Here is a 23918-nt window from a genome sequence, read left to right on the forward strand (position 1 = left end):
TCCGATAGAAAAGTAGAATCCCTATCGAATAACTAAAGCATCTCATAAAGGAGGTGCTTTTTTCAGTGTGAAAAAATTTATTAAAAGAAAATTACATATTTCTTTATTTTGTTCGTCTTTATAAGTAAGAGAGGTGATGGATTTGGATTTTGATGAGCTTTATGAGCAGGAGTTCCGCAAAACTTATCAGTACATACGCTACATGGTATCTCACGCACAAGTTGCCGAAGATTTAACGCAGGATACGTTTGTTCGAATTTATAAATCGGACCTGACCAAAGTAACCAATTGCCAAACTTATACGAGGCAAGTCGCACGGAATCTTGTTTATGACTATTATCGAAAGAAAGCATTAATAAAGTGGCTTCCATTTACAAATGCCCCGGAGCAACAGGATTTTGGTTATGTACCGCATGAATGGCTTATCCAGGAAGAGGACAGAAAACAATTATACGAGGCACTGCAAAAGTTAAAACCAGTCCAACGTGAAGTTATCATTTACCGAAAAATCGAGGAGCTTTCAATTCAGGAAACGTGTGACATTATGGGGTTAACTTCGGTGAAGGTTGCTAACACACAGCGGAGTGCGATGCAGGCATTGCAGAAAATTTTAGGAGGTGTAATTGATGAAGCTTGATGATCAATTAAAACAGTTAAATGAACTCCCTGAAAATGAATCATTAAAAAAATCCATTTACACCAACATTCATAAAAAACCTGCGAAACCCCGTAAGTCAATGAAAACATTCCGTGAATTAGGTGTAATGGTGGCAATCTGTTTCATCGGCCTGTTTTTACTGTTCACATCGGACATTCAAAACAATCAGGCAGCATCAGGAGAGATTGCTAAAATTACCTCATATGAAAATAACGGAGAAAAGGGGTTTAGAGGCAGAACTTCGACACTTTTCGTAGGCGTTGAAAATGTTACGACAGATGAAATGACCGCTTTATTCGAAAATATTTCAGAGCTCCCTGCTGTCATGGCTCCTCCAAAGAGTGACATGCATTATGATATTGTCGTGCTGTATAAAAACGGAGAACTACGAAAATTCGAATTGGCATGGAACTATTTATATGACGTCAACAACAATGCATATTATCCAGGATATGAACAATATCCATCCACTGTTTTAGCTGATTTGGAAAATGCGCATGATCGACTACAATTTCCTGTAATTTTTATTGCGCTAGGCGTTATTGTGATGAACTTGATGTCCACCAGCTACTATAGTCGCCGTCAAATTGAAAGGCCGAAAAAAATTCGCGGATTAGGAATTGCAATGACAATTAGCTTAATCATCCTCGCTGTTTTGGCCGCCTATTACTACTGGTTTGGACCACATTATAAGCCATTGCTCCTATTATTAGTGCTTGGGTATGGATTAAGCATTTGGTGGCCGATTAAAAGAGAGATTACAAACTTGATCATATTGAAAGTGGAAAAGTATAAAATTATATTCGTTGTCCTAGTGTTCCTTATTTGGATTGCTATGGCGTAAATATTGAAAATGCACATGCATGGCCATTCATAAAGAAGCGGCCATGTTTTTGTGTGCTCGGATTCTAACGATACGAAAGGAATTTTTTTTGAAACTTTTTATCTGAAAATTCGTATAAATAAACAGGTAAGGAAGAGGAGGCATTTGAATGAATAATCAATTTAAAGAACAGTTCGGTCGGTATTTTTTAGCCGGTGAATTTGAGGAAATCTACGAGAAAACAGCAAAGTCGTTTCAGAACCTTGTATCGTTTGAACAATTTCGCCAGCTTTCTTTAGACTATAATTCAAATGTGAGCAGTTATACGTGTATCGTGTCCAATACATTTCAAGGGCTTGACCGGCATATTTGGGTTGATGAAACTTATTCCAAAGCAGTTGTAATAGCGTATGACAGGCAGGATATTATTCAGGCAATCTATTTAAAACCGTTTGCAACTTATCCAAACAGCGATCAAATATGGACGAAAAATACATACAACATGCCGATTAATGATGAATGGTATGTTTTTTGGGGCGGCACGAACGAGTTTATCAACTATCATTATCCGTATGAACAGCAGCGTTATGCTTACGATTTAGTCAAAATGGACAATAACGAAACATATAAAAACTCGACACAGCAAAATGAAAATTACTATGCATTCGGAGCGGAAGTCGTAGCACCAGCTGATGGTGTAGTTGTCGAAGTGATTGACGGTATTACAGACAATGTTCCTGGCGAGATGGATGAAGAAAATCTAGCAGGAAACTATTGCATCATTGCACATGATTACAATGAATTCAGCATGATTGCCCATTTTAAGAATGATTCAATCTGTGTGAAAGCAGGGGATAAAGTGAAGGCAGGTCAACTGCTCGGTTTATGCGGGAATTCTGGCAATTCCTCAGAAGCCCATATCCATTTTCAAGTAATGGATCATCAGGATTTCCTGCAAGCTAAATCACTACGTATCAAATTTCATCGGGGCGCAGAACCAATCCAGGGTGATTTTGTGAAGCCTGGCTCAGCAAGCAAACCATAGTAAGATACGTTTGATAAAATTGCAAAATCTATTTTGGCTGGAAAACTGCTGTTATTGCTTCCTTGAGTAATTGGGCAGTTTTTTAAGTAAAAGAGAACCTTGAAATGAGAAGTGTTATGAAATGGTACGAAGAAGAGGCGTATATGAAGTGAACATCAGCTTTTTTGAAAGAGGCGATAGGTGAATGAATTATATAACTAGTGGACAGACAAATAGTATCAGTAAGAAAAGAATCTATAAAAAAATTTGGATCTTTTTTATTGTATTATTTATCTTGCTCTTTATTTCCCTCTACAGGTTATCGTCAACACCAGAAGAAATTACGGCTCATTATAAAGAACGCTGGGGTGTAGAGTTACCGATTCCAAATGAAATTATCAATGTGTGGTCAACAAAATATCCCGCTCGTGGAGATGGGGAATGGGTAACGGAATTACTATATGATAGCAAGGTTAACCCTGAACAACTTCATGATTTTATAAAAGTGACAGAGGGTAATTTAATAGAGGCAAATCGACCCGTTTCCCATTTTATAAGCCGAGGTCAAAATATGTATAAAATCCAGCATGATGATGAATTCAAAAATACGATTGAAGCATATTCCACTAAAGTAGAACCTGGTGATTTCTACTTCCAACAATCAGAAAATGGTCAGTCAGATACATTCACGGCAATTTATCAGCAAACCGAAAATCGCATTTTACTATTTGAATGGCATCAGTAAGGAAAAATTCCCCCCCAAAAAAATTGGTTCGAAAGGATTGGATATGATGAAACTCGGATTAAAAAAGAATGAAGTTGTACTTGTGCCGCATGAAGCCGGCTGGAAAAGGGAATTTGCCGAAACCAAGAGAAAAATCATGGGGCACACGAATTTGCAGTCGTATCAGATTGAACATATCGGTAGCACATCTATTGAAGGGATTTCGGCAAAGCCGGTAATTGATATTGTAATAGGTGTTGAAAATTTTAACTTGCTGGATAAAGCCTTTTTCATTGGACTCAAGGAAGCTGGTTTTTATCGCTTACAAGTTGAAAGACCTGATGAAATTGTTTGCGCAAAATTTACAGATGCTTCATTTGAAACGAAAACTCATTTCATCCATCTTGTAGAATTCAATAAGGCAAAGTGGCATCAAATGCGCTTTTTTAGAGATTATTTGAATGCAAATGAAGCGGTAAAGAAAGAATACGAAGCGCTTAAAAATGAATTTTTCTCAACAAATATGCAAGGAATTGCAGATTACACAACCTATAAAGAACAATTTGTGCAGTCGATTTTCAAGAAATTGAGTGAGGGGATTTTATGACTTGTATTTTCTGTGTGGGGATAGAAACGAAACAAATACTAATCCAAACAGATAATTTTAAAGTAGTTTTAGATATCGATCCGATTCAGTCCGGTCATTTATTAATTATATCAAAACAGCATTTTATGGATATCCGCGAGCTTTCTGATTCAGCATTAATGGAGCTATTCAAACTGCAGAAACAGATTATAAATGTATATGAAACGCACTTTTCGATAGACGGGCTAACCATTATTCAAAATAACGGCGCAATTATGGATGAGGGGACACATTTTCATATACATATAGTTCCACGATATAAAGGGGATGACTTTTGGACATCCCAGGAGGTAAACTACTATCCTATTTCGATTTCAGAACTTGTGAAACAGCTTGAATTTGAAAGGGAGTGATTGTCTTGGAAATTAAGAAATATAACTCAGAAAATGAAGAACTGATTGATTTACTATGTTCCAATCATTGGCCTTTTCATACGAAGATTCAGTTAGATCCGGCAGCGATAAAAAGAGCGATTGAGAAAGGATATTACTCTGAGGGAAGAGAAGCGTTTTGGATTATTAAAGAAGAACAAAAGGTCGGAATAATAATAATCGATGACATTGAAGATACAATTCCATTGTTTGATCTTAGGTTAACGGAAGAAGCAAGAGGAAAAGGCATTGGTCAAAAATCGTTAAGTTGGCTAAAAGATTATCTGTATGGTGAACAAGGTAAAATTCGAATTGAAGGTTATACTAGAGCGGATAATTTAGCGATGAGAAAATGTTTTACAAAGGCAGGCTTCGTAAAAGAAGGCTATTTACGTAATGCATGGGAAAATGAAGACGGATCAATCTCAGATACTGTCTTGTATGCTTCCATCTATGATGATTGGAAGGACAATAAAACAACACCAATTAAATTGGATGAAGTCCCTTATTAAGTTTTAATCATACTAATCGGCTGTTCGGGAAGTTAGAAATAGATTCTAACTTTGCGGCAGTCTTTTTTATTGTATGGATTGTACATAATCGATAACCTGCAAATTTATGGAACCTGGTATTTTTTACATTAAACATTTCTCTTGGTAGCTGATGCAAAATCTACTATAATTAGAAATCGATTGGGTATGCAGTGGAGGTGTTTTTACAGGTGATTCAATTACAGCAAGTCACAAGAAAGTTTGGCTCTTTTATGGCCGTTCAAGATGTGACATTAACGGTTGCTAAAGGGGAAATTCATGGTTTGATCGGGGCAAGCGGTGCAGGGAAATCGACGTTATTGCGTTTGATGAATTTGCTGGAAGTACCGGATAGCGGGAATATTTTCATCAATGGCCAGCAACTAACAGCTTTAAAGAATGCTGAGCTTCGTGAAGCGAGAAAATCGATCGGAATGATTTTCCAGCATTTTCACCTCGTTGCTAATAAAACCGTCCGGGATAATGTAGAAATTGCACTCGTTCTCGCAAACTATCCTAAAAAGCTGCGGAAAGCGCGCGTAATGGAATGTCTGAAGTTTGTAGGATTGGAACAGTTTGCAAATCAATATCCTGCCCAGCTGAGCGGCGGACAAAAGCAGCGTGTGGCAATTGCAAGAGCACTTGCGAACAAAACGGCCGTCCTGCTCTGTGATGAGCCAACCTCTGCGCTCGATGCAAACACCTCTGCGGAAATATTGCGTGTTTTACAGAAGGTTAATGTTGAGCTCGGTGTGACGATTGTGCTTGTCAGTCATGAGCTTGAAGTCGTTAAAAGTATTTGCCATCGGGCTACTGTACTGGATGCAGGGCAAATATACGAAACAGTTGAGTTAACACCTAGTGGCGTACTTGAAACGAGCCATCATCCGCAAAGCTTCGTCGATCAGCTCGTGAAAGGTGGATTCGGACATGCCTGATGTATTGCGTCAATATGAAGCCGAGATTTGGCGGGCGATCAGTGAAACGTTTTTCATGGTCGGTGTGTCAATTGTAGCTGCCGTATTAATCGGATTACCAATCGGTACATATTTATTTCTTTGCGGGAAAGAAAAGTTGCTTGAAAACCGTGTCGTTTACAACATACTAAACTTAGCGGTGAATACGATCCGCTCGTTTCCATTCCTGCTGCTAGTCGTATTCTTGATTCCCTTTACAAGGCTCATTGTCGGTACGGCAATCGGTACGGTTGCGGCAACAGTTCCGTTATCGATTATTGCCATTGCCCATTATGCAAGGCTTGTCGAACAGTCACTGCTCGATGTGCCAAAAGGTGTAATCGAGGCTGCTGTTTCAATGGGGGCTTCGGTTCGACGTATTATTTTTAGTTTTCTTTTTGTGGAAGCGCGTTCAGGACTAGTGCTCGGCCTGACGACTTCAATAGTCAGTTTTATTTCGTATTCCACAATTATGGGTGTTGTCGGGGGCGGCGGTATCGGTGACTTTGCAATTCGCTACGGGTATCAGCAATTCAAGACAGATCTAATGCTTTACATGATTTTCATTATGATTATTTTGGTGCAGCTCATTCAAATGATTGGTACGGCTGCAGCAAGATGGTTGGACAAAAGATAGGAGAAAGATTGTGAAAAAAAGATGGATGTTAAGTGTGGCGGCAGTATTAGCTTTAGTTGGCTGCGGACAGAATGAAGAAAAAGAAACGAATAAAGAAGCAGTAAAGGAAGAGACAACATTAAAAGTTGCCTCATTAATTTCACCGATGACAGATATTCTGGAGCTAGTCGAGCCTAAATTAGAAGAGCAGGGCATTGATCTGGAAATTGTCGTATTAGGCGATAATGTACAGCCAAACAGTGCACTAGCTGCAAAGGAAGTTGATGCAAACTTCTTCCAGCACGTACCGTATATGGAGGAATTCAATCGGAATAATGACGCGAATTTAGTGCCGATCCAGCCAATTTACTTTGCAAATTACGGTGTGTATGCAAAAAATTATGATTCAATCGAAGAATTGCCGGATGGGGCAACTGTTGCGATTGCCAACGATATTTCAAACGTTGACCGTTCGTTAATGCTGCTTGCCCAGCACGGTGTGATCACATTAAAGGAAAAAACAGATGTGTATTACACATTAGCAAGCATCGAGGACAACCCGAAAAATCTTCAGTTTAAAGAAGTTGACCTGTTAATGCTAGCACGTATGTACGATGATGCGGATGCGGTTGTTATGACACCTGCCTATGCGGCACCACTTGGCTTAACGCCGAAAAGTGATGCACTGTTAACTGAAGGTGTAGAAAACGACTTTGCCATTACTTTAGTTGCTCGTGAAGACAACAAAGACGACGAAGCGATCAAAAAGCTTGCGGAAGCGATGACGAGTGAAGAAGTGCGTAATTTCCTGAAAGAAAACTACGACGAAACGGCTACTCCTGCGTTCGAATAGATGAATAACCTGAAAACACCGAGACGCGGTTAGATTTTGCGTTTCGGTGTTTTTATTGGTTGGATTAATCTGTGGGGCACACTAAGCGATTACCCTATCAAAAGGGTATCTATAATTAAAAATCAGACTTAATTATTATTTCCAATGCTCTTTTCAGCACTTCTGTATCGCTATCTGTCAAGTTTTCGAGAACTTGATTATTCAACACAATTGTTGCAGCTTCCACTTCATCTCTGATTTCTTCCGATTTTTGAGTCGCCATTACTAAAACATTTCTACGGTTGTTTGGATCGATTGAACGTTCTATTAGTCCGGCTTTTTGCATTTTATCTAAGATCCCCGAGACAGTAGGGGCTTCTAAATATACCATTTCACCAATTTGTTTAGGCGATAATTGCCCTTCTCTCCACAAACAATTCAGCACACCATATTGGGCAGGTGTTACGCCATAATCCTCCAAAAGTTTGCTGAAATATTTAAAAACCTTATTCTGACTGGCGCTCAGCAAAAAATTCATGCAATCTTTTAATTCCATTTTATCTCCCCCATATTGACATTACCTATCATATCATGTAAGTTTTTGTAATAAAACATTTTTGGTATAGAAATGTTTTGTTGCAGAAGGGGGCAGATAGTTATGGATCAATTCAAGGCAATTATTGTAAAAGAAGAACAAGATCAGGTAATTTACGGTTTGGAGAATGTTAATCTCGACAGTCTTTCGGATGGCGAAGTTTTAATTAAGGTTTCCTATTCTTCAATAAACTATAAAGATATGTTAGCTGTTCAAAAAAATGGAGGAGTTATCCGGAATTATCCGCTTATCCCTGGAATAGATTTAAGCGGAACGATTGTTCAGTCAACAGATAATCGCTATACAGAAGGACAGAAAGTAATTGTGACAGGTTTTGCTATGGGTATGAGCCATACAGGAGGTTTTGCGGAATATGCCAGAGTTCCGGCAGATTGGATTGTTCCTTTACCGGACAATTTATCTTTAAAAGATGCGATGGTTTTTGGAACAGCCGGATTTACGGCTGCCCTTTCTATCATGGCATTAGAGGAGAAGGGGATGGATTTAAACAAAGATCCGAGGATTCTGGTCACTGGTTCAACTGGCGGAGTAGGTAGTATAGCTGTGCAAATTTTATCAAAAATTGGTTACAAAAATATTGCTGCGTTAGTTCGGAAAGAAAATCAGATCGACGTAGCAAAATCTTTAGGAGCTACTGATGTCATTTTTGCAGACGAATTAGGAGAACTCAATAAACCGTTAAATAAGCAAAAATTCGATTTTGTCCTAGATACTGTTGGAGGAGATATTGCTTCTGTAGTAATCCCTCAAATTTCTTATGGCGGAAGTATGAGTATGTGCGGAAATGCAGGCGGGATCAAACTAACATCGACAGTGCTGCCGTTCATTCTTAGAGGAATTAACCTTTTGGGAATTGATTCAGTAAATGTGCCAATTAAAGATCGAGGTTATATTTGGGATAAAATAGCGAATGAATGGAATATTGCTCAAACCACTCTAATAAGCGAAATTTCACTTGAAGAAGTACCTCACACGATTGAAGGAATTAAAAATGGTCAGCATTTAGGAAGAACAATTATTAAAAATTAAATAGCAAATCAAAAAACGAGTGCTTTTCTTCAATGAAAGAGAAGCGCTTTTTTATATTCTAGACATCTACCAATCAAGAATAACAAATCCCTTAAAATCTTTAGAATAAGTCAAAAAATCCACAAAGTCATGTATAATAAATATGAATATTAAGAAAATTCTTGCATTATGATAAAATTATTCTTATTTATACTACTTTTTCTTTGTACGGTGGGAGGGTGCTATGTTTAATTATATAACTAATGAATCTACGCAGGTATATTTGGAACGTACAATGGAGGAAGAAAAGCATAGAATAAAAAATTTTTATGTTCTTTCGGTCAATGATGCTCCTACTGAAAAAATGAATTACAGTCTTTTTTTCGACAGACATATTGAGGAGGGCTCCATTGTCGATCTGGAACAGGATGAAGGCAATACGAATACTCCAAGTTATATTATTGATGAGGAGGAGTATGCTAGAAATAAGGAGTTATATTACAAGATTCGGTTACAGCTGCGAAAAAGAATAATTGAAAAGATGGCGATTTCCATTAACTTTTATATTGTAGCCCATAGCACTCAGGGAAGTAATGCAATTTTAAATAACGATCAATTGCTAGAGAATTCTATTGAGGAAACGAAGGCAATTATACAGAATGAAACATTTATAGGTAAAGAAGATACGTGGGATAATTTTTATATTTGGCTCCAGAATCAATTAAAAATCTTTATTTTAGAGGAAATGATTCTGCTGGACGGAATCAGAGGTATCAAAGAATTGACGATAGAAGAGTTAAATGTGAAATTTTTTGAATTACTGCGCTTTAATCTGGCAACTAATAAATCATTTATTAGGAAGTTTAGTCATAATGTCGATCATTATCTTAAAGAATGGCAAAGAAGACTGATCAATGAAATAAATAATAATGTTTCCGCCTCTTTACAACTTGGTAGTGTCATCGAACAGCCCGAAAATGGTGGGGCAGGCAATGATGCACTTCAACCGAAATACATGTCCAACTATGCAAATGTTCTGAATAATGTAGCCTATCATGTAGTGAGAGAAGCGATTTATAAACAGAAATTTGTGATAGGTGATGAAGGTATTTGGCCTAAATATATTTTTGAAAAGGGAAATACGAGCGGGAATCTTCAAATCATTCCGTTTATTAAGGAAAACCGGAACTTTAATTCTGCTTATGAAAATATGCAACAAATTGCGTCAAATATAGTCCGGCAAATGTCCATTATCGATGTGGATGTGCTGGATATTCTTTGTCATCTTTATTTACAGCTGGCTAAAAATCTCGACGATATTGTGGAAATTGAATTAAGGGATATTTTAACAATGAGGGGGCTCCGGCCTAAACTCAATGGAGACGGGCGGCGTGGAGGCTTTGAAACAAAACAGAGGGAACAGGTCATCCATTCTTTAAAGGTGATTCAAAGTCTGTGGCTAACAATTGATAAAACAGTGATGTACAAAAATAACAAGCCAATTCAGGTAGAAGTCCAAGGCAGAACCTTTTTATTTAAACATCCAAATGGCGAGGAATATGAAGTGAATGAGGAGACTTGCGGTAAGTCCATTACATTTACGGTCGATAAAGTATTCGCAAAATATTTAGTCTCGTCCAAGCGGCAGATGGCATTACTTCCGTTAAAAGCAATGCACTATCATGCCGCACGATTTAACCTTGAAAAGAAATTATGCCGCTATTTAAGCTGGAGATGGAGGACACAGGCATATAAAGGGGACTACCAGCAATTAAACAGAGTGAATACGCTATTGGAAGTATGCGGGCAGGGGCTAAATAATCGTCTGCCAATCAGAACAAGGGAGCGGTTTGAAAAGGCGCTGGATAAATTAGTGGAGGATAAAATCATTGCCGACTGGTACTATATCAACTGGGATGAAAATAGAGCGGAAGGAAAGGGCTGGGCCAAATATTGGCTAAATACTTCCATCGTTATTGTTCCTTCTCCTGAAATAAAAGAACATTACCGGTCGATTGAGAGAGTGAAGAAGCCCGCCAAGTCTGTTGCGGCCAGTAAGGATATGCAGAGCAGTCTCCAGACAGAGCTCATCCAGCGTATGAATCGAGTACGCAGGAATCATAACCTTACGTTAACGAATATCGCGGAGGAAATTAAAGTTTCTGCTTCGTATTTAAATAAAATCGAGAGAGGGCTTGTTGTAGGTTCCTCTAAAATTCAAAAGAAAATATGGGATTGGCTAGAGCGATTTGACTAAAGCTTCTGAAATTATTCGGAGGCTTTTTATTTTTGTCTCTACATTATATGAATGCGCTTACATAGAAACGAAGTCGAGATTATAATGAATGAAAGTCGGGGTTAGTGTGAACATAAGATTTTTTCCGCCCTATTCAAATAGCAGCAGTTACAACACTTTAAATGAATTATTCCAGTATATTGACATCATAATAACTCTATTAATTTACTAGTCAGAATTTTCAGTGTAAATAAATAAGGAAATGTATGATGGGTTCATAGATGAATCATCTAAAAACATTTTAGGAGGAATGCAAATGACTCAAAATGTAGAAAGCTATGAATCCATTAGGCCTTTACTTTATCCTGAATCGGTCGCGATTTTAGGCGCATCAGAGAATAAGTACAAAATCGGCAACATTCAGCTCCAGGCACTGATTGACGGTAAATTTCAGGGCGAAATCTATCCAATCCATCCGAAAGCCGAGCAAATTGCGGGCCTGAAAAGCTACCCGTCATTGACAGATGTCCCGAATTCTATTGATCTCGTTATTTTCTGTGTAGCCTACGATCAGATTAAAAATGGTCTAATCTCCTGCGCAGAAAAAAAGGTAAAAGCTGCGATCATTTTTGCTTCCGGTTTTTCGGAGGCTGGTGAAGAAGGAAAGAAACTACAGCTGGAGTTGGCGGAATATGCCAAATTAAATAATATTCGATTGCTGGGTCCAAACTGTGTCGGTTTAGTCAATACATCGAATGGTTTAATCGGCACCTTCTCATCTTCTGTGTTAGACGTTCCAATGACTGGTAAGCGAGGAGTTGGCTATGTGTCACAGAGCGGTGCATTCGGTGTTTTAACATATATGGCAGCAGCCCAGTATGGCATCAACTTCAACTATTTTATCAGCAGCGGAAATGAAATGGATACAACAATGGAAGATTATATCGACTATATGGTCAATGATGATGAGATTGAAGTAATCAGCGGCTATATCGAAGGAGCAAAAAACCCTGAAAAGCTGAAACAGGCAGCACGTAAGGCTTTGGAAAAGAAAAAGCCGATTGTATTAATGAAAACCGGGCGTAGTGATGCCGGGAGCAGAGCAGCTGCCTCTCATACGGGAGCACTCGCTGGATCGGATAAAATCTACGATGCGTTTTTCAGGCAGCACGGCATTATTCGTGTAGAAGATGCAGAGGATGTCATTGCCTTTTCAAAATTGTTTAATCCAAATCGATTGCCAAAGGGCAAAAACACGGCGATTATTACAAGCTCCGGCGGCCGGGGCATTAATGAAGCGGATCGCTGTGAGGCATATGGATTGAATATTGTTAGACTTTCTGATGAGACAATGGCGGAAATGCGCAAGACTTTACCGGATTACGCAAGTGTTACGAACCCAATTGACTTGACTGCCGCAGCCTCTTTCACAAATCCGGAATTTTTCCTGGATACCCTAAAGGTGCTCGTGAATAGTCCTGAGGTTGATAACATCCTGCTGACAGAGTTTCCGCATAGCTGGGATGAGCATAACGAGTATTTCAAAGAGTTTATAACCGTCGCAAAAAACAGTGAAAAATTTATTGGTTTTTTCCCGTTCCCATTAGGAGAGATCACATACCCACAAACGACTCCGATCTTAATTGAAAATGAAATAGCGGTAGTATCAGGCGCATTAAACCCGGTGCGGGCATTATCACAAATAGTAGAATACAGTCAGTTTTTAAATACCGTTCAAACAGATGGGATGGAAGAACGTTATGAACATGAGAAGATTGATGATTTGTTAACACCAGGTGCTGTTTTAAGTGAGTCAGAGGCGAGTGAAGTTCTAGCGAGGTATGGCATTCCAATCACTAAGCGCTATGTAGCACTTTCTGCGGAAGAAGCTGTGGAAAGAGCATTGCAGATTGGGTTTCCGGTTGTGCTGAAAATCGATTCGCAGCAAATCCCTCACAAAACAGAGGCAGATGCAATTCGTTTAAATGTCTCTTCTGAAGAAGAAGTGAAGGAAGCATTCATGGAAATTATGAAAAATGCAAGGAACTACAATCCTGCTGCTGTTTTAAATGGTGTTTCTGTACAGGAAATGCTGCCGCAGGGGACAGAAGTGATTATCGGCGCAAAAAATGATGAAGTATTCGGACCGGTTATTATGGCTGGTTTAGGTGGCATTTTTGTTGAGGTATTTAAGGATATCGCCTTCAAGATTGCACCATTAAGCAGACAGGATGCCGGGACACTATTGGACGAACTGCAGGCAAAGGCCATTTTGGACGGGGCTCGGGGTCAGGCAGCGGTAGATAAAGAAGCGATTATCGATGTGCTTTTAAGAGTTTCCCAGTTAATGCTTGATTATAAAGACCAAATCAAGGAATTGGATATTAATCCGCTGATTGTTTATGAAAATGGAATCAAGGCTGCAGATGCCATGCTTGTAGTGACTGAAGAGAGTATTAAAAAGGAATTGATTGGAGGATAAAGCGATGGAGCTTGCACATTTAATCGGTAAAACAGGTAAACCCTTTACCTTCAAGGTGGAACAGCGTCATATTAGACAATTTGCGCAGGCGATTGGCGATACGAACCCGCTTTATACGGATGAAGAATATGCCAAAAATACACCTCATAAAGGGATCGTTGCACCGTTGACGTTTCCTGTTGCCGTGACACCCGACAATGAAAATGACGCTTTGGATTTAGGGTTGGATTACAGACGAATGCTTCATGGTGAACAGCAATTTTTCTATACTCGTCCGATTCGTGTGGGAGAGATGCTGTACTGCCAGATGAAGGTGACGGATGTATATGAAAAAGAAGGAAAAAACGGCATGATGGAATTCATTTTATTCGATACAGAAATAAAAGACGAAAACGGCGGGCACATAGTAACAAGCCGGACTAATATTGTATACCGCCCGTTAGTGCTGAATTAAATTTCTTATGCAGAAAGGACAGATTAATATGATTGATCTTAGCCAATTAGTGGAAGGGCTGAATCTGCCGGAATATAAAAAAGAAAAGGTAACAAAGGTTCAGCTTGTAAAATATGCAGGAGCTTCAGGTGATTTTAATCCTTTGCATACAGATGATGCTTTCGCCCAGAAAATCGGGTTAAATGGTGTGATTGCACACGGAATGCTAATCATGGGTTTTTTAGGAGAATACGTGAATAAAATTGTATCGAATGAAGGTACAGTAACCGATTTTAAAATGCGCTTTGGTGCCATGACTGTTCCGGAGGATGAAATTGTGTGTAAAGGAATCGTCAAGGAAAAAACGAAAATTGACGGTAGGACAGAGGTTGTTTTGAAATTATATGCAGTAAAGGACATAGGCGAGGTTGTTGGATCTGGCGAAGCCATTATCCAATTTTAACATAGAGGGAGTGGGCTGAATGGAAAAAATCAGGGAAAAATATGCCATTGTTGGGGTAGGCGAAAGTAATCGTTCGAAAAATTCCGGGGTTACCCCATTGGAATTGGCGTTGGAAGCAGCACGGGCTGCACTAGCAGATGCAGGTTTGGAAGCAAAAGACATTGATGGGTTCATGAGCTATTCGGAGATGGATTCTTGTAATCCGCACCAGGTGGCAACATATTTAGGGGTTCGGCCTAAAGTTGTGAAAGAAATGTTCGGCGGGGGGAGCAGTACTGAGCTCTTAATCGCAGAGGCCATTGGTTTGATTGAAACAGGACAGGCAAATACCGTGCTTATTTTCCGCTCGATGAATGGACGCTCCGGTGTCCGCATGGGTGGAGGCGGATTCAGTATTGATGCCCTTCAAAACGGTTTTGATGGCGGGAGCTTTATTATTCCTTATGGGGCAGGCAGTCCAGGGCAATGGTTCGGGTTGTTTGCCACTCGCCATATGCATCTGAACGGATTGACACAGGAGCATTTAGGGCATGTTTGCACAAGCTTTTACGAGCATGCACAGCGGAATCCGAAAGCATTTTTTTACGGGAAACCATTGACGATGGAAGAATATATGAGCACGGCACATTTAAGTTCACCATTTACAAAGCATGACTACTGTTTGGAGTCTGATGAGGCAAACGCGATTATTGTAACTTCCACAGAGCGTGCCAAAGACTGCAAATCCGTCCCTGTAAAAATTTTAGGCATGGCTGCAAGAGAAGTAGTATCCCACGCCCATTACTGGAAAAATATCGATGAAGTTGCAGCAGATTATGTTGCGCCCCGATTATACGAGAATGCGGGCGTTTCACCTGAGGATATTAAGGTTGCATCGATTTATGACTGTTTCAGCTGGGTCGTTTTACGTCAGCTCGAGGCATACGGACTTGCACCAAAAGGTGAAGTGGGAGATTTTGTAAGTTCTGGAAACTTGCGGATGGATGGCAAGCTTCCTACAAATACAGCGGGCGGCATGCTTTCGGAAGGCTATACACACGGCATGAATAATGTATTGGAAATTGTCCGCCAAGTTCGACGTGAATATGAGGGAACCGAACGTCAGGTAAAAGATACAGAACTGGCAATTTGTACAGGTTGGACAGGACCGGATGTTGCCGGTGCCATGATTTTATGTAAATAGGAGGAATGACAATGAAAGAAGAGACAAAAGTTATTTACGAAAAGCCGATTCCTTTGAAAAACACCTATAATGCGCCTTACTGGGATGCGGCAGATCGACATGAGCTGAATGTGCAAAAATGTAATACATGCAGCAATTATAATCACCCCCCTGGACCGAGCTGCGCAAACTGCGGAAGCATCGATTTAATCTGGGAAAACTTAGGCTCAACAATTACCGGTGAGGTCTACACGTATATCGTTTCAAATAGACCATTTTTACCGGGCTTCCAAAATGAACTGCCAACAGTGATCGCTGTTGTCCAATTGGAGGAATACCCTGACATCAAGATCATTGGTAATGTACTCCATGGCAATACAGAAACAGTTTCCATCGGAACAAAGGTAAAAATGGTATGGATAGAGGCTACTGAGGAGCGAGCGATTCCACAGTGGGTATTAGTCTAAATTCTTTAAGAAGGAGGGATATGGATGGACTTTTCGTACACAAGTCACGAGGAGCAGTTTCGTCTGGAGCTTCGCGAATGGCTGGAAAATAATCTGCCGGAGGGCTGGCTGGCTGGCACCTTTAAAATGCCGGAAAATCAACAAGAGCTAGGCCAATTTTTACGAAATTGGCAAAGAAAACTTTCAGAGGGAAGATGGGCAGCGATTGCTTGGCCGGAACAGCAAGGCGGCCGCAATGCGACGCTGATGGAAGAAATCATTTATCATCAGGAAATGGTTCGTGTGAAGGCACCGCCACTTGTTAACTATGTGGGCTTACATATGGTAGGCCCCACACTCATGCAGATCGGCAGCAAGGAACAGCAGGAAAAATATATATCAAAAATTATTACCGGTGAGGAAGTATGGTGCCAGGGTTATTCTGAACCAAACGCAGGCTCGGATTTGGCGGCTGTTCAAACGACAGCGGTGAAAGACGGCGATAAGTGGATTATAAATGGGCAGAAAATCTGGACAAGTTTTGCGCATTTTGCAGATCGCTGCTTTTTAGTAGCCCGAACGAGTAAGGGCGAGAAAAAGCACCATGGGATTACATGTTTTTTATTGGATATGAACCAGCCGGGCGTCGAGGTTAGACCAATTATTCAAATGGACGGAGAGCATGATTTCAATGAGGTTTATTTGAATGATGCGGTTGCCTATGAAAGTGAAATTATCGGTGCTGTCGATGATGGATGGCGTGTAACAATTGCGTTGCTCATGCATGAAAGAACGGGCATTGGTGCACAGGTGTTCTCATTGGAACAGCAATTTGATGAGCTGGTGGAATTGGCCCGCAATGTAACGGAGGATCATGTGCCTGTAATAGATAAGCCGGATGTCCGCAAAAGACTGCTGGATTTGTATATTAAGTCGCGCGGGTCCTTGCTGAACTATTACCGCAATTTAACTAAGCAGCTAAAAGTGGGTCATCCGGGAGTGGAAGGCTCAATGGATAAACTCTTAGTCAGCGAAAATACGAAAGAACTGTTCGCAGAAGCCATTTCAATTCAGGGGCACCAAGGGCTGTTATGGAAAAAAGATGCCGTGTATGGCGACTCGTATTGGCAAAGGAATTATCTCTATGCCTTTGGTCAAACAATCGGAGGCGGTACGAGTGAAATCCAGAGAAATACAATTGCGGAGCGCATTTTAGGCCTGCCAAAGGATATTGGCAAATAAATGAGAAGAAGGTGAATAGATGGACTTTTCTTTAAGCCAGGAACAGGAAATGTTTCGGGAATATATAAAGAAATTTTTAGGGGATATGGAACATACGAAAATTGCAAGAGATTATATTGATAACAAAAAAGAGCATGTAAAAAATATTTTATCGGATTTAAAGGAATTGGGCTGGACAAAATTGAATATCCCGGAAGAATTCGAGGGAATGGGCTTAGGCCAGCTCGATTTAGTGCCGATCATGGAAGAGTTCGGCAGGGTATTGCTTCCGGGTTTACACCTTGAAACAAATGCAATGGCAGTTCCTATGATTGAACGTTTCGGAACGAAGGAGCAGAAGCAATATTTTTTAAAGGAAATAGCCGATTCGGATTTAAATTTTACGGTGGCATGGTTAGAGCCAGGTGGCAGCTATAAAGAGCAGGGGATCCGGCTTTCTGGTGAAGTGAGTCAGGGGCAGATTATTTTAAATGGTGTGAAAACACTGGTGCCAGATCTAGAGCTCGCACAGCATGTTATAGTTCCACTACGAATACACAATGAAATTACATTAATCACTGTGGATCTTAGCACACCGGGAATTTCGATTACACCACAGGATAATTTTGCTGAAACGAGAAAGCTGTCAATGGTTGAATTTGAACAAGTGAAAGTTCCGGCTGAAAATGTTATTGGCCAAATAGGAGATGGCTGGGGAATGTTGCAGGAGGGTTTGCTTTATTATAATGCTGCGTTATCTTCCGTAGCGGTAGGTGCAATGGAGCATATAGTGGAGATGGCCAGCGAGTACGCTAAAATCCGTGAACAATTCGGAAACCCTATCGGTAAATTCCAGGCGATTAAACATCGTCTAGCAGATATGAAATTGGATTTGGAGACTGCACGTTCGCTTTCCTATTATGCAAACTGGGCAATGGAGACTTTTTCAGAAGACCGGATTGAGGCAATTTGCAGTGCGCGTATTTTTGCAACGCAGGCATTCATTCGATTGGCGTCCCATAATATCCAAATTCATGGCGGGATTGGATTCACGGAGGAAATCGATTGTCACTTATTTATAAAGCAGGCTAAATACTACGAAAATTATTTAGGAAGCATTGATCAATATTATGATCTGGCAATTAATGCTTTAAATTGGACCAGTCAAAATTCTGTTCAAACAGAGCAGCAAACTATTATGGCGCATAAATAGAGGATTATATATAGAGAGTGATTTGCGTTTAAATATATGAAATATTTAAATCAAGTCGCTCTCTATTTTAATGAAACTCAGAAAATTAATCCGAATTTATAGATAAGACGTCTGAGCCGACGACACAACATTGTTATAGTTCGGGCTATTTGTTTAATTGAGCGGAAAGTTTAGTCTAACAAAATAATCAAAATCAAAGAGGTGATTTTGTTCATGTTAAAAACGTCTAAAACTGTTGAGTCGCTAACATATAAACAAAAGGTTTTATTAATGGTTGGGGTCTTTATGTGTATTGAATTGGGGCTTATGGTTTCCTCCCAGTTCTCAGTCGCGTTGCCTAAAATTATTGATGATATTGGCGGCATCGAATTTTACTCGCTCGTATTCACTGTAAATTTGACTGTAAGTGCAATAATGACGCCAATAGTAGGGAAAATGAGTGATATTTACGGGCGCAGACAAATTTTGATTATCGGTATTTTAGTTATTTTAGTCTCGGAAATAATAACACCTTTGTTGGTATCGAATATTTACCATTTAATGATTTTCCGGGCGATACAGGGCTTAGGCGGCGCACTTGCGGCTGTAGTTGGTCTGATCGTCATCAGCGATATATTTGATTTGGCGAACAGGGCGAAGTTTTTAGGGTTTTATGGGGCATTAAATGCCATTACAGCAATAGTCGCGCCTACATTGGGTGGAATATTTGTCCAGTATATGTCCTGGCACTGGGTATTTTATTCGATAGCTCCAATTGGAGTGGTTGGCTTGTATTTAGTCGTTAAATATATGCCGAATATTCCGAGGACAGAAAATGCGAAACTTGATTATAAGGGAATAAGTATTTTAAGTGCCGCTATTTTAGTTTTTGTTGCGATTACAACATTTGGCGGCTCAAGAATTCCTTGGCTATCTGTCCCGATGTTCGTGTTGGTCATCGTCTTTGTCCTGTCGATTTTCGGTTTTATTACTAGCCAAAAGAAGGTTGCACATCCGGTCGTGCCATTACGGTTATTTAAATATCGGGTTTTTGTCGTTTGCATGTTAAGTGTTTTTGCCGTTATGTTTGCCGCAACCGGGCTAATTTTTTTATTGCCGATGTTCTTACAAAATTTATTTGGTTTTACACCTACTGAAACAGGCTTATTTATGACGTTTCGAGGGACGACTTCCTTCATATTTGCTGCAATGAGCGGATTCCTTGTTGTAAAGTTGAAGGATTTCAAATTGGTTGCAATCATTGCGATGGTTATTTTTGCTTCTATGATTTTCACTTTAACGTTCTTTACAACATCTGCTTCTACATTAGCCTTAACGATTATTTGTTTAATTTGGGGAACGTCCAGCGGTGTCCTGATTTCAATTTTCCACACAGGAATTCAAATGAACTTGCCTGATAAAGATATTAGTGTTGCAATGAGTGTCATTCAGTTAGCTGTTGCAGTATCGTCGTTATTGGCAACATCTTTCCTAGGACTGTTTTTACGACTTCCAAATTTAAGTCAAGGCTTGTCGTACTTACTGTTTGCATGCTTAGGCGCAGTTGTTCTTGCACTTGGAATCTTTGTCATCACATTGCAAAAGCGCAATTTGAAAATAGAGGAAGAAGAACCAGCCACAGAGCAGCTTGTTTAAATTAAAGGATTTGAAATAGGTAAGTTTAATTTTATAAAAGGGAGTGGGAAAGATGAGTTTTTCTACGTTAAACAAGCTACAAAGTATTTTTGACAAGCAAAAAAGTTTTCAGTGGCAGGCACGTCAAACAACAGCACAGCAGCGTATCAAAAAACTGATGAATTTGAAAAATGCGATTTTGACACGTACACAGGATTTGGTAGAGGCCGCGAACAGTGATTTTGCCATGACGACTATGACAGCCGAGCAACAAATTTATTCCGTCACATCGGCGATTGATTTTACTGTTCAGCATCTGGAGCAATGGATGCAACCTGATCGGGTTGAAAATACTCAAGATGGAGAAGCCTATATTTTATATGAATCACGCGGCTGTGTTTGCATTTTCGGGACTTGGAATTCTCCGATGTCCGTAACAATTCATCCATTAGTGGATGCATTGGCTGCAGGAAACTGTGTATTAATTAAACCAAGCGAGTTTAATCCTGCCTATAATCAGATACTGGAAGATATAATTGAATCGGTATTTGATGAGCAGGAGGTCGCGTTCGTTCAGGGGGAAGCCGATGTATCCGAGCAATTACTGAAGCTGCCGTTTGATCATTTCTTCTTTACGGGCAGTCCCCGTGTCGGCAAAATAGTCATGCGTGAAGCGGCCGAGCATCTGGCAACTGTAACGCTTGAGCTTGGCGGTAAATCGCCGGTTATTATCGATAAAGGGTATAATCCTTTCAAAGCGACGCAAACAATCGTTTTCGGAAAGGTAATGATGGCTGGCCAGTTTTGTATTTCACCAGATTATTTATTTGTTCATGAAGACGATTTAACAGGTTTTGCACGGGCTTTTCAGCAAATGACGCTAGGTATGCTCTATGGTGACGGTAAATTACGCACAACGGAGCGTACTCAAATTGTCAATGATGCACACTATTATCGGATTAAGGGGTTATTCGAGGATGCAATGGAAAAAGGAGCAACCGTATTAAGCGGAGGGATATTTGATGATGAAAATCGTTTAATCGAACCGACTTTATTAGGAAATATTATGCCCGACATGCGGATTGCGGATGAGGAAATCTTCGGACCGCTCACATTTGTAAAAACGTATAAGGATGTGTCGGAGGCGATTCGCTATATCCAGCAGAATCCAAAGCCTTTAGCGCTGTATATTTATAGTGAGGATGAACATTTCCAACAGCAGGTGCTCCGTACTACGTCTTCTGGAGGAGTGACGGTCAACGGTATTTTTATGCACAATACGCATCTTCATTTACCATTTGGCGGTGTCAATAACTCGGGAAGCGGCAATTTCCATGGAATTCATGGTTTTAAAACTTTCTCGCATCAGCGTGCTGTTTATAAAATTCTTTCATGACATACCGAAGAACTACAGTAAACACTTTTCCTATAAAGAAAAGTGTTATTTTTAATTTTATTATGGAATAATAAATCCGCAAGATATTTTAAAGAACATATAATCTTAAAACGGACACTAAAGAAACTAATTTATCCCTCTGTATTATTGTTAGGAGAAAAGATTATATGGTTAACGATAGTTTTATCGATGATTGTTGTGGTATGTATAATAATTGAAAAAATGCCCCTGTACTAAAGGAATAAATGGAATTAACTCAAAAGAAAGTGAACGTTAACTGTAAGTTTTCATAATCTATTTATATGGAATACATTGTAAGCGAAGGGATGAAATCAACATGAATTTTATGCCCAATATATATTGGGATTTTGGTAACAGCATGAATGATATAACGGACTATGGCAAAAACCCATTTGTCATTAATATTCATGGAGCGACAAAGCGCAATAGTACGTTCCGGACCGTTTTATGGACCAGGAATCATCTGCAATTGACTGTCATGAGTTTTCATCCAGGCGAGGATATTGTGCATCCGAATGTCGATCAGTTTCTACGGATTAAACAAGGTTAAGGAATTGTTCAAATGGGTAAAGGTAAAGACAATTTAAATTTGCAATGGATCGTTTTTGATGATAGCGCCATCATCATCCCTGCTGGCACATGGCATAACTTATTCAATATCGGAAATATTCCGTTAAAGTTATATTCCATCTATGCACCACCAAATCATCCATTTGGAACAGTGCATCCAACAAAACAAGATGCGGAAAGACATGAGCTCTAGTTTTGGAAACTTGCACAAAAGTGCGAGTTTCTTTTTGTTGACATTTATACCTATAGGGGTATAATACAAAGTGAGAAATAGCTTTTCTGTTCTCAACACTACTAGAAAATTAAATGTTTGACATATACCCTGTGGGGTAGTATAGTTTGGTTAATAAATCATTCCAAATGAGGTGAGCATATGCAGTATGATCCAAAAGTATTGGCTCGAATGAAAAAAGTCGAAGGTCAGTTACGCGGCATATTACGGATGATGGAAGAAGAAAAGGACTGCAAAGATGTTATCACACAACTTAGTGCTGTCCGTTCTGCTGTTGACCGTACAATCGGTGTCATCGTAACGGATAATTTAGTGGAGTGTCTTTCAAAGGAAGATGCCGAAACGATGGATAAAAATGCCATGGTCAAACAGGCAGTAGATTTACTAGTAAAAAGTCGATAAGGCTTTTTATTTTTAAAATATATTATACCTATAGGGGTAGGGGGACTTTCGTTGGAAAAGAAAAGAACAACAATCGTATTATTCAGCGGTGATTACGACAAGGCGATGGCTGCTTACATTATTGCAAACGGTGCGGCTGCATATGATCATGAGGTAACAATTTTTCATACCTTTTGGGGTATCAATGCATTACGAAAACAAGAACCGGTAACTGTTAAGAAAGGGTTCCTGGAAAAAATGTTCGCCAAAATGATGCCGCGCGGAGCAGAAAAACTTGGCTTATCAAAAATGCAGATGCTTGGCATGGGACCAAAAATGATCAAGCATGTAATGAATAAGCATAACGCATTAACGTTGACACAACTCGTTGAAATGGCACAGGAACAAGATATTAAACTTGTGACATGTACGATGACGATGGATTTATTGGGACTTCAAAAAGAAGAATTGCTTGATGGCATCGAATACGCCGGAGTAGCGGCCTATTTAGCGGATGCGGAAGACGGAAACGTCAACCTATTCATATAAGAGGTGACATATGGAAACAATACTGTTAATCGCCGTGATCGTGGCATTTTTAGCCTGGCGCATGAAGCCGGCAAAAGGCGTCAAGACGATTTCGACGACAGAACTCAAAACAATGATCAATGACAAAGACAAATTGTTTATTGATGTACGCACACCTGCTGAGTATAAAGCGCGCAATGTGAAGCAATTTAAAAATCTCCCACTTGGCTCTGATTTTTCAAAACTGCCAAAGGATAAGGAAATTGTGGTCATTTGCCAAAGCGGCATGCGTTCCAAACAAGCATGTAATCAACTGAAAAAATTAGGCTATAGCCGTGTCACGAATATACGTGGCGGCATGAGTGCCTATTAAGGAGGAAGAAAGAATGAAAACAATTTTACCAGAACAAGTACAAGCAAAATTAGAAGCAGGTGAAGCGGTTCATTTAATCGATGTTCGTGAAGTAGCGGAAGTAGAAGCAGGTCATATTCCGGGGATTACCCATATTCCATTAGGATTACTGGAATTCCGTATGCACGAATTGGATAAGAAAACACCGTACATTATGGTTTGCCGTTCAGGCGGCCGCAGCGGTCAGGCAACAGCTTTTTTGGAATCACAAGGGTTTGACGTGACGAATATGACAGGCGGTATGCTTGAATGGAATGGCGAAGTTAAGTAAGTAAAAAATTTAAATAGGATAATACCCCTAGGA

At 39.8% G+C, this 23918-nt stretch carries 26 protein-coding genes and 1 pseudogene; 26 read left to right on the forward strand and 1 reads right to left on the reverse strand.

The genetic code is table 11. From position 1 onward, the window contains the following. The first annotated feature begins 136 nt into the window (after positions 1-136). The 10 genes from CBM15_RS06075 (at position 137) to CBM15_RS06120 (ending at position 7201) form a co-directional block, all read left to right on the forward strand. Positions 137-637: an RNA polymerase sigma factor gene (locus CBM15_RS06075; protein WP_239835814.1), complete on the forward strand. Its 501-nt coding sequence runs from the start codon at positions 137-139 to the stop codon at positions 635-637. Then, a complete protein-coding gene (locus tag CBM15_RS06080; RefSeq protein ID WP_087616260.1) occupies positions 627-1502 on the forward strand; it encodes a dehydrogenase in 876 nt (291 codons plus the stop codon). The genes CBM15_RS06075 and CBM15_RS06080 overlap by 11 nt, the downstream gene beginning before the upstream one ends. Positions 1503-1650: 148 nt before the next feature. Then, entirely contained in the window at positions 1651-2526 is an 876-nt protein-coding gene (locus CBM15_RS06085; protein WP_087616262.1) for a M23 family metallopeptidase, read from the forward strand. Positions 2527-2710: 184 nt separating this feature from the next. Beyond that, the gene (locus tag CBM15_RS06090) at positions 2711-3250 is read left to right on the forward strand and encodes a hypothetical protein (RefSeq protein WP_087616264.1); all 540 of its coding nucleotides are present in this window, start codon (positions 2711-2713) and stop codon (positions 3248-3250) included. 46 nt (positions 3251-3296) lie between these two features. Next, the gene (locus tag CBM15_RS06095) at positions 3297-3836 is read left to right on the forward strand and encodes a GrpB family protein (RefSeq protein ID WP_087616265.1); all 540 of its coding nucleotides are present in this window, start codon (positions 3297-3299) and stop codon (positions 3834-3836) included. Next, a complete protein-coding gene (locus CBM15_RS06100) occupies positions 3833-4228 on the forward strand; it encodes an HIT family protein (RefSeq protein WP_087616267.1) in 396 nt (131 codons plus the stop codon). Before CBM15_RS06095 ends, CBM15_RS06100 begins: the two co-directional genes overlap by 4 nt. Then, the gene (locus CBM15_RS06105; RefSeq protein WP_239835816.1) at positions 4225-4758 is read left to right on the forward strand and encodes a GNAT family N-acetyltransferase; all 534 of its coding nucleotides are present in this window, start codon (positions 4225-4227) and stop codon (positions 4756-4758) included. The genes CBM15_RS06100 and CBM15_RS06105 overlap by 4 nt, the downstream gene beginning before the upstream one ends. Before the next feature lie 209 nt (positions 4759-4967). Continuing rightward, entirely contained in the window at positions 4968-5714 is a 747-nt protein-coding gene (locus CBM15_RS06110; protein ID WP_087616271.1) for a methionine ABC transporter ATP-binding protein, read from the forward strand. Further along, positions 5707-6369, forward strand: coding sequence for a methionine ABC transporter permease (locus tag CBM15_RS06115; RefSeq protein ID WP_008404158.1), 663 nt, complete (start codon positions 5707-5709; stop codon positions 6367-6369). The genes CBM15_RS06110 and CBM15_RS06115 overlap by 8 nt, the downstream gene beginning before the upstream one ends. Before the next feature lie 10 nt (positions 6370-6379). Then, positions 6380-7201 carry a MetQ/NlpA family ABC transporter substrate-binding protein gene (locus CBM15_RS06120; RefSeq protein ID WP_087616272.1) on the forward strand — a complete coding sequence of 274 codons (822 nt, stop codon included), beginning with the start codon at positions 6380-6382 and terminating at the stop codon, positions 7199-7201. Between the two features lie 115 nt (positions 7202-7316). Here the strand turns inward: CBM15_RS06120 and CBM15_RS06125 are convergent, their stop codons facing one another. Further along, positions 7317-7736, reverse strand: coding sequence for a MarR family winged helix-turn-helix transcriptional regulator (locus CBM15_RS06125; RefSeq protein WP_008404154.1), 420 nt, complete (start codon positions 7734-7736; stop codon positions 7317-7319). A gap of 102 nt (positions 7737-7838) precedes the next feature. Between CBM15_RS06125 and CBM15_RS06130 the strand changes: the two genes are divergently transcribed. The 16 genes and pseudogenes from CBM15_RS06130 to CBM15_RS06205 all read left to right on the forward strand — a co-directional run bounded on the left by CBM15_RS06130 (position 7839) and on the right by CBM15_RS06205 (position 23885). Continuing rightward, positions 7839-8825: a YhdH/YhfP family quinone oxidoreductase gene (locus CBM15_RS06130; protein ID WP_087616274.1), complete on the forward strand. Its 987-nt coding sequence runs from the start codon at positions 7839-7841 to the stop codon at positions 8823-8825. A gap of 223 nt (positions 8826-9048) precedes the next feature. Beyond that, positions 9049-11061, forward strand: a complete 2013-nt coding sequence (locus tag CBM15_RS06135) for a helix-turn-helix domain-containing protein (RefSeq protein ID WP_087616276.1) — start codon at positions 9049-9051, stop codon at positions 11059-11061. Positions 11062-11356: 295 nt separating this feature from the next. Next, complete coding sequence (locus CBM15_RS06140; RefSeq protein ID WP_087616278.1) at positions 11357-13522, forward strand: acetate--CoA ligase family protein; 2166 nt, start codon at positions 11357-11359, stop codon at positions 13520-13522. A gap of 4 nt (positions 13523-13526) precedes the next feature. Next, complete coding sequence (locus tag CBM15_RS06145; protein ID WP_087616280.1) at positions 13527-13976, forward strand: MaoC family dehydratase N-terminal domain-containing protein; 450 nt, start codon at positions 13527-13529, stop codon at positions 13974-13976. A gap of 28 nt (positions 13977-14004) precedes the next feature. Then, complete coding sequence (locus CBM15_RS06150) at positions 14005-14418, forward strand: MaoC/PaaZ C-terminal domain-containing protein (protein WP_008404148.1); 414 nt, start codon at positions 14005-14007, stop codon at positions 14416-14418. Between the two features lie 19 nt (positions 14419-14437). Further along, a complete protein-coding gene (locus CBM15_RS06155) occupies positions 14438-15601 on the forward strand; it encodes a thiolase C-terminal domain-containing protein (RefSeq protein WP_087616281.1) in 1164 nt (387 codons plus the stop codon). Between the two features lie 11 nt (positions 15602-15612). Continuing rightward, the gene (locus CBM15_RS06160) at positions 15613-16047 is read left to right on the forward strand and encodes a Zn-ribbon domain-containing OB-fold protein (protein WP_087616283.1); all 435 of its coding nucleotides are present in this window, start codon (positions 15613-15615) and stop codon (positions 16045-16047) included. A gap of 24 nt (positions 16048-16071) precedes the next feature. Next, complete coding sequence (locus CBM15_RS06165; protein WP_087616285.1) at positions 16072-17268, forward strand: acyl-CoA dehydrogenase family protein; 1197 nt, start codon at positions 16072-16074, stop codon at positions 17266-17268. A 19-nt stretch (positions 17269-17287) separates the two neighbouring features. After that, positions 17288-18460 carry an acyl-CoA dehydrogenase family protein gene (locus CBM15_RS06170; RefSeq protein WP_087616287.1) on the forward strand — a complete coding sequence of 391 codons (1173 nt, stop codon included), beginning with the start codon at positions 17288-17290 and terminating at the stop codon, positions 18458-18460. Between the two features lie 213 nt (positions 18461-18673). Further along, positions 18674-20095, forward strand: a complete 1422-nt coding sequence (locus tag CBM15_RS06175; protein ID WP_087616289.1) for an MFS transporter — start codon at positions 18674-18676, stop codon at positions 20093-20095. A 52-nt stretch (positions 20096-20147) separates the two neighbouring features. Then, positions 20148-21470, forward strand: a complete 1323-nt coding sequence (locus CBM15_RS06180) for an aldehyde dehydrogenase family protein (RefSeq protein WP_087616291.1) — start codon at positions 20148-20150, stop codon at positions 21468-21470. A 337-nt stretch (positions 21471-21807) separates the two neighbouring features. Next, positions 21808-22254 (forward strand): annotated as a pseudogene (locus tag CBM15_RS06185) (cupin domain-containing protein). A gap of 180 nt (positions 22255-22434) precedes the next feature. Beyond that, positions 22435-22695 (forward strand): metal-sensitive transcriptional regulator, encoded by a 261-nt coding sequence (locus CBM15_RS06190; RefSeq protein ID WP_008404135.1) that lies wholly within the window; start codon positions 22435-22437, stop codon positions 22693-22695. Positions 22696-22746: 51 nt separating this feature from the next. Further along, positions 22747-23223 (forward strand): DsrE/DsrF/DrsH-like family protein, encoded by a 477-nt coding sequence (locus CBM15_RS06195; protein WP_008404134.1) that lies wholly within the window; start codon positions 22747-22749, stop codon positions 23221-23223. Positions 23224-23233: 10 nt separating this feature from the next. Then, positions 23234-23575: a rhodanese-like domain-containing protein gene (locus CBM15_RS06200; protein ID WP_087616293.1), complete on the forward strand. Its 342-nt coding sequence runs from the start codon at positions 23234-23236 to the stop codon at positions 23573-23575. Between the two features lie 13 nt (positions 23576-23588). Further along, positions 23589-23885, forward strand: coding sequence for a rhodanese-like domain-containing protein (locus CBM15_RS06205; RefSeq protein WP_065215751.1), 297 nt, complete (start codon positions 23589-23591; stop codon positions 23883-23885). Positions 23886-23918 lie beyond the last annotated feature (33 nt).

The organism is Solibacillus kalamii (assembly GCF_002174535.1).
Taxonomy (GTDB): domain Bacteria; phylum Bacillota; class Bacilli; order Bacillales_A; family Planococcaceae; genus Solibacillus; species Solibacillus silvestris.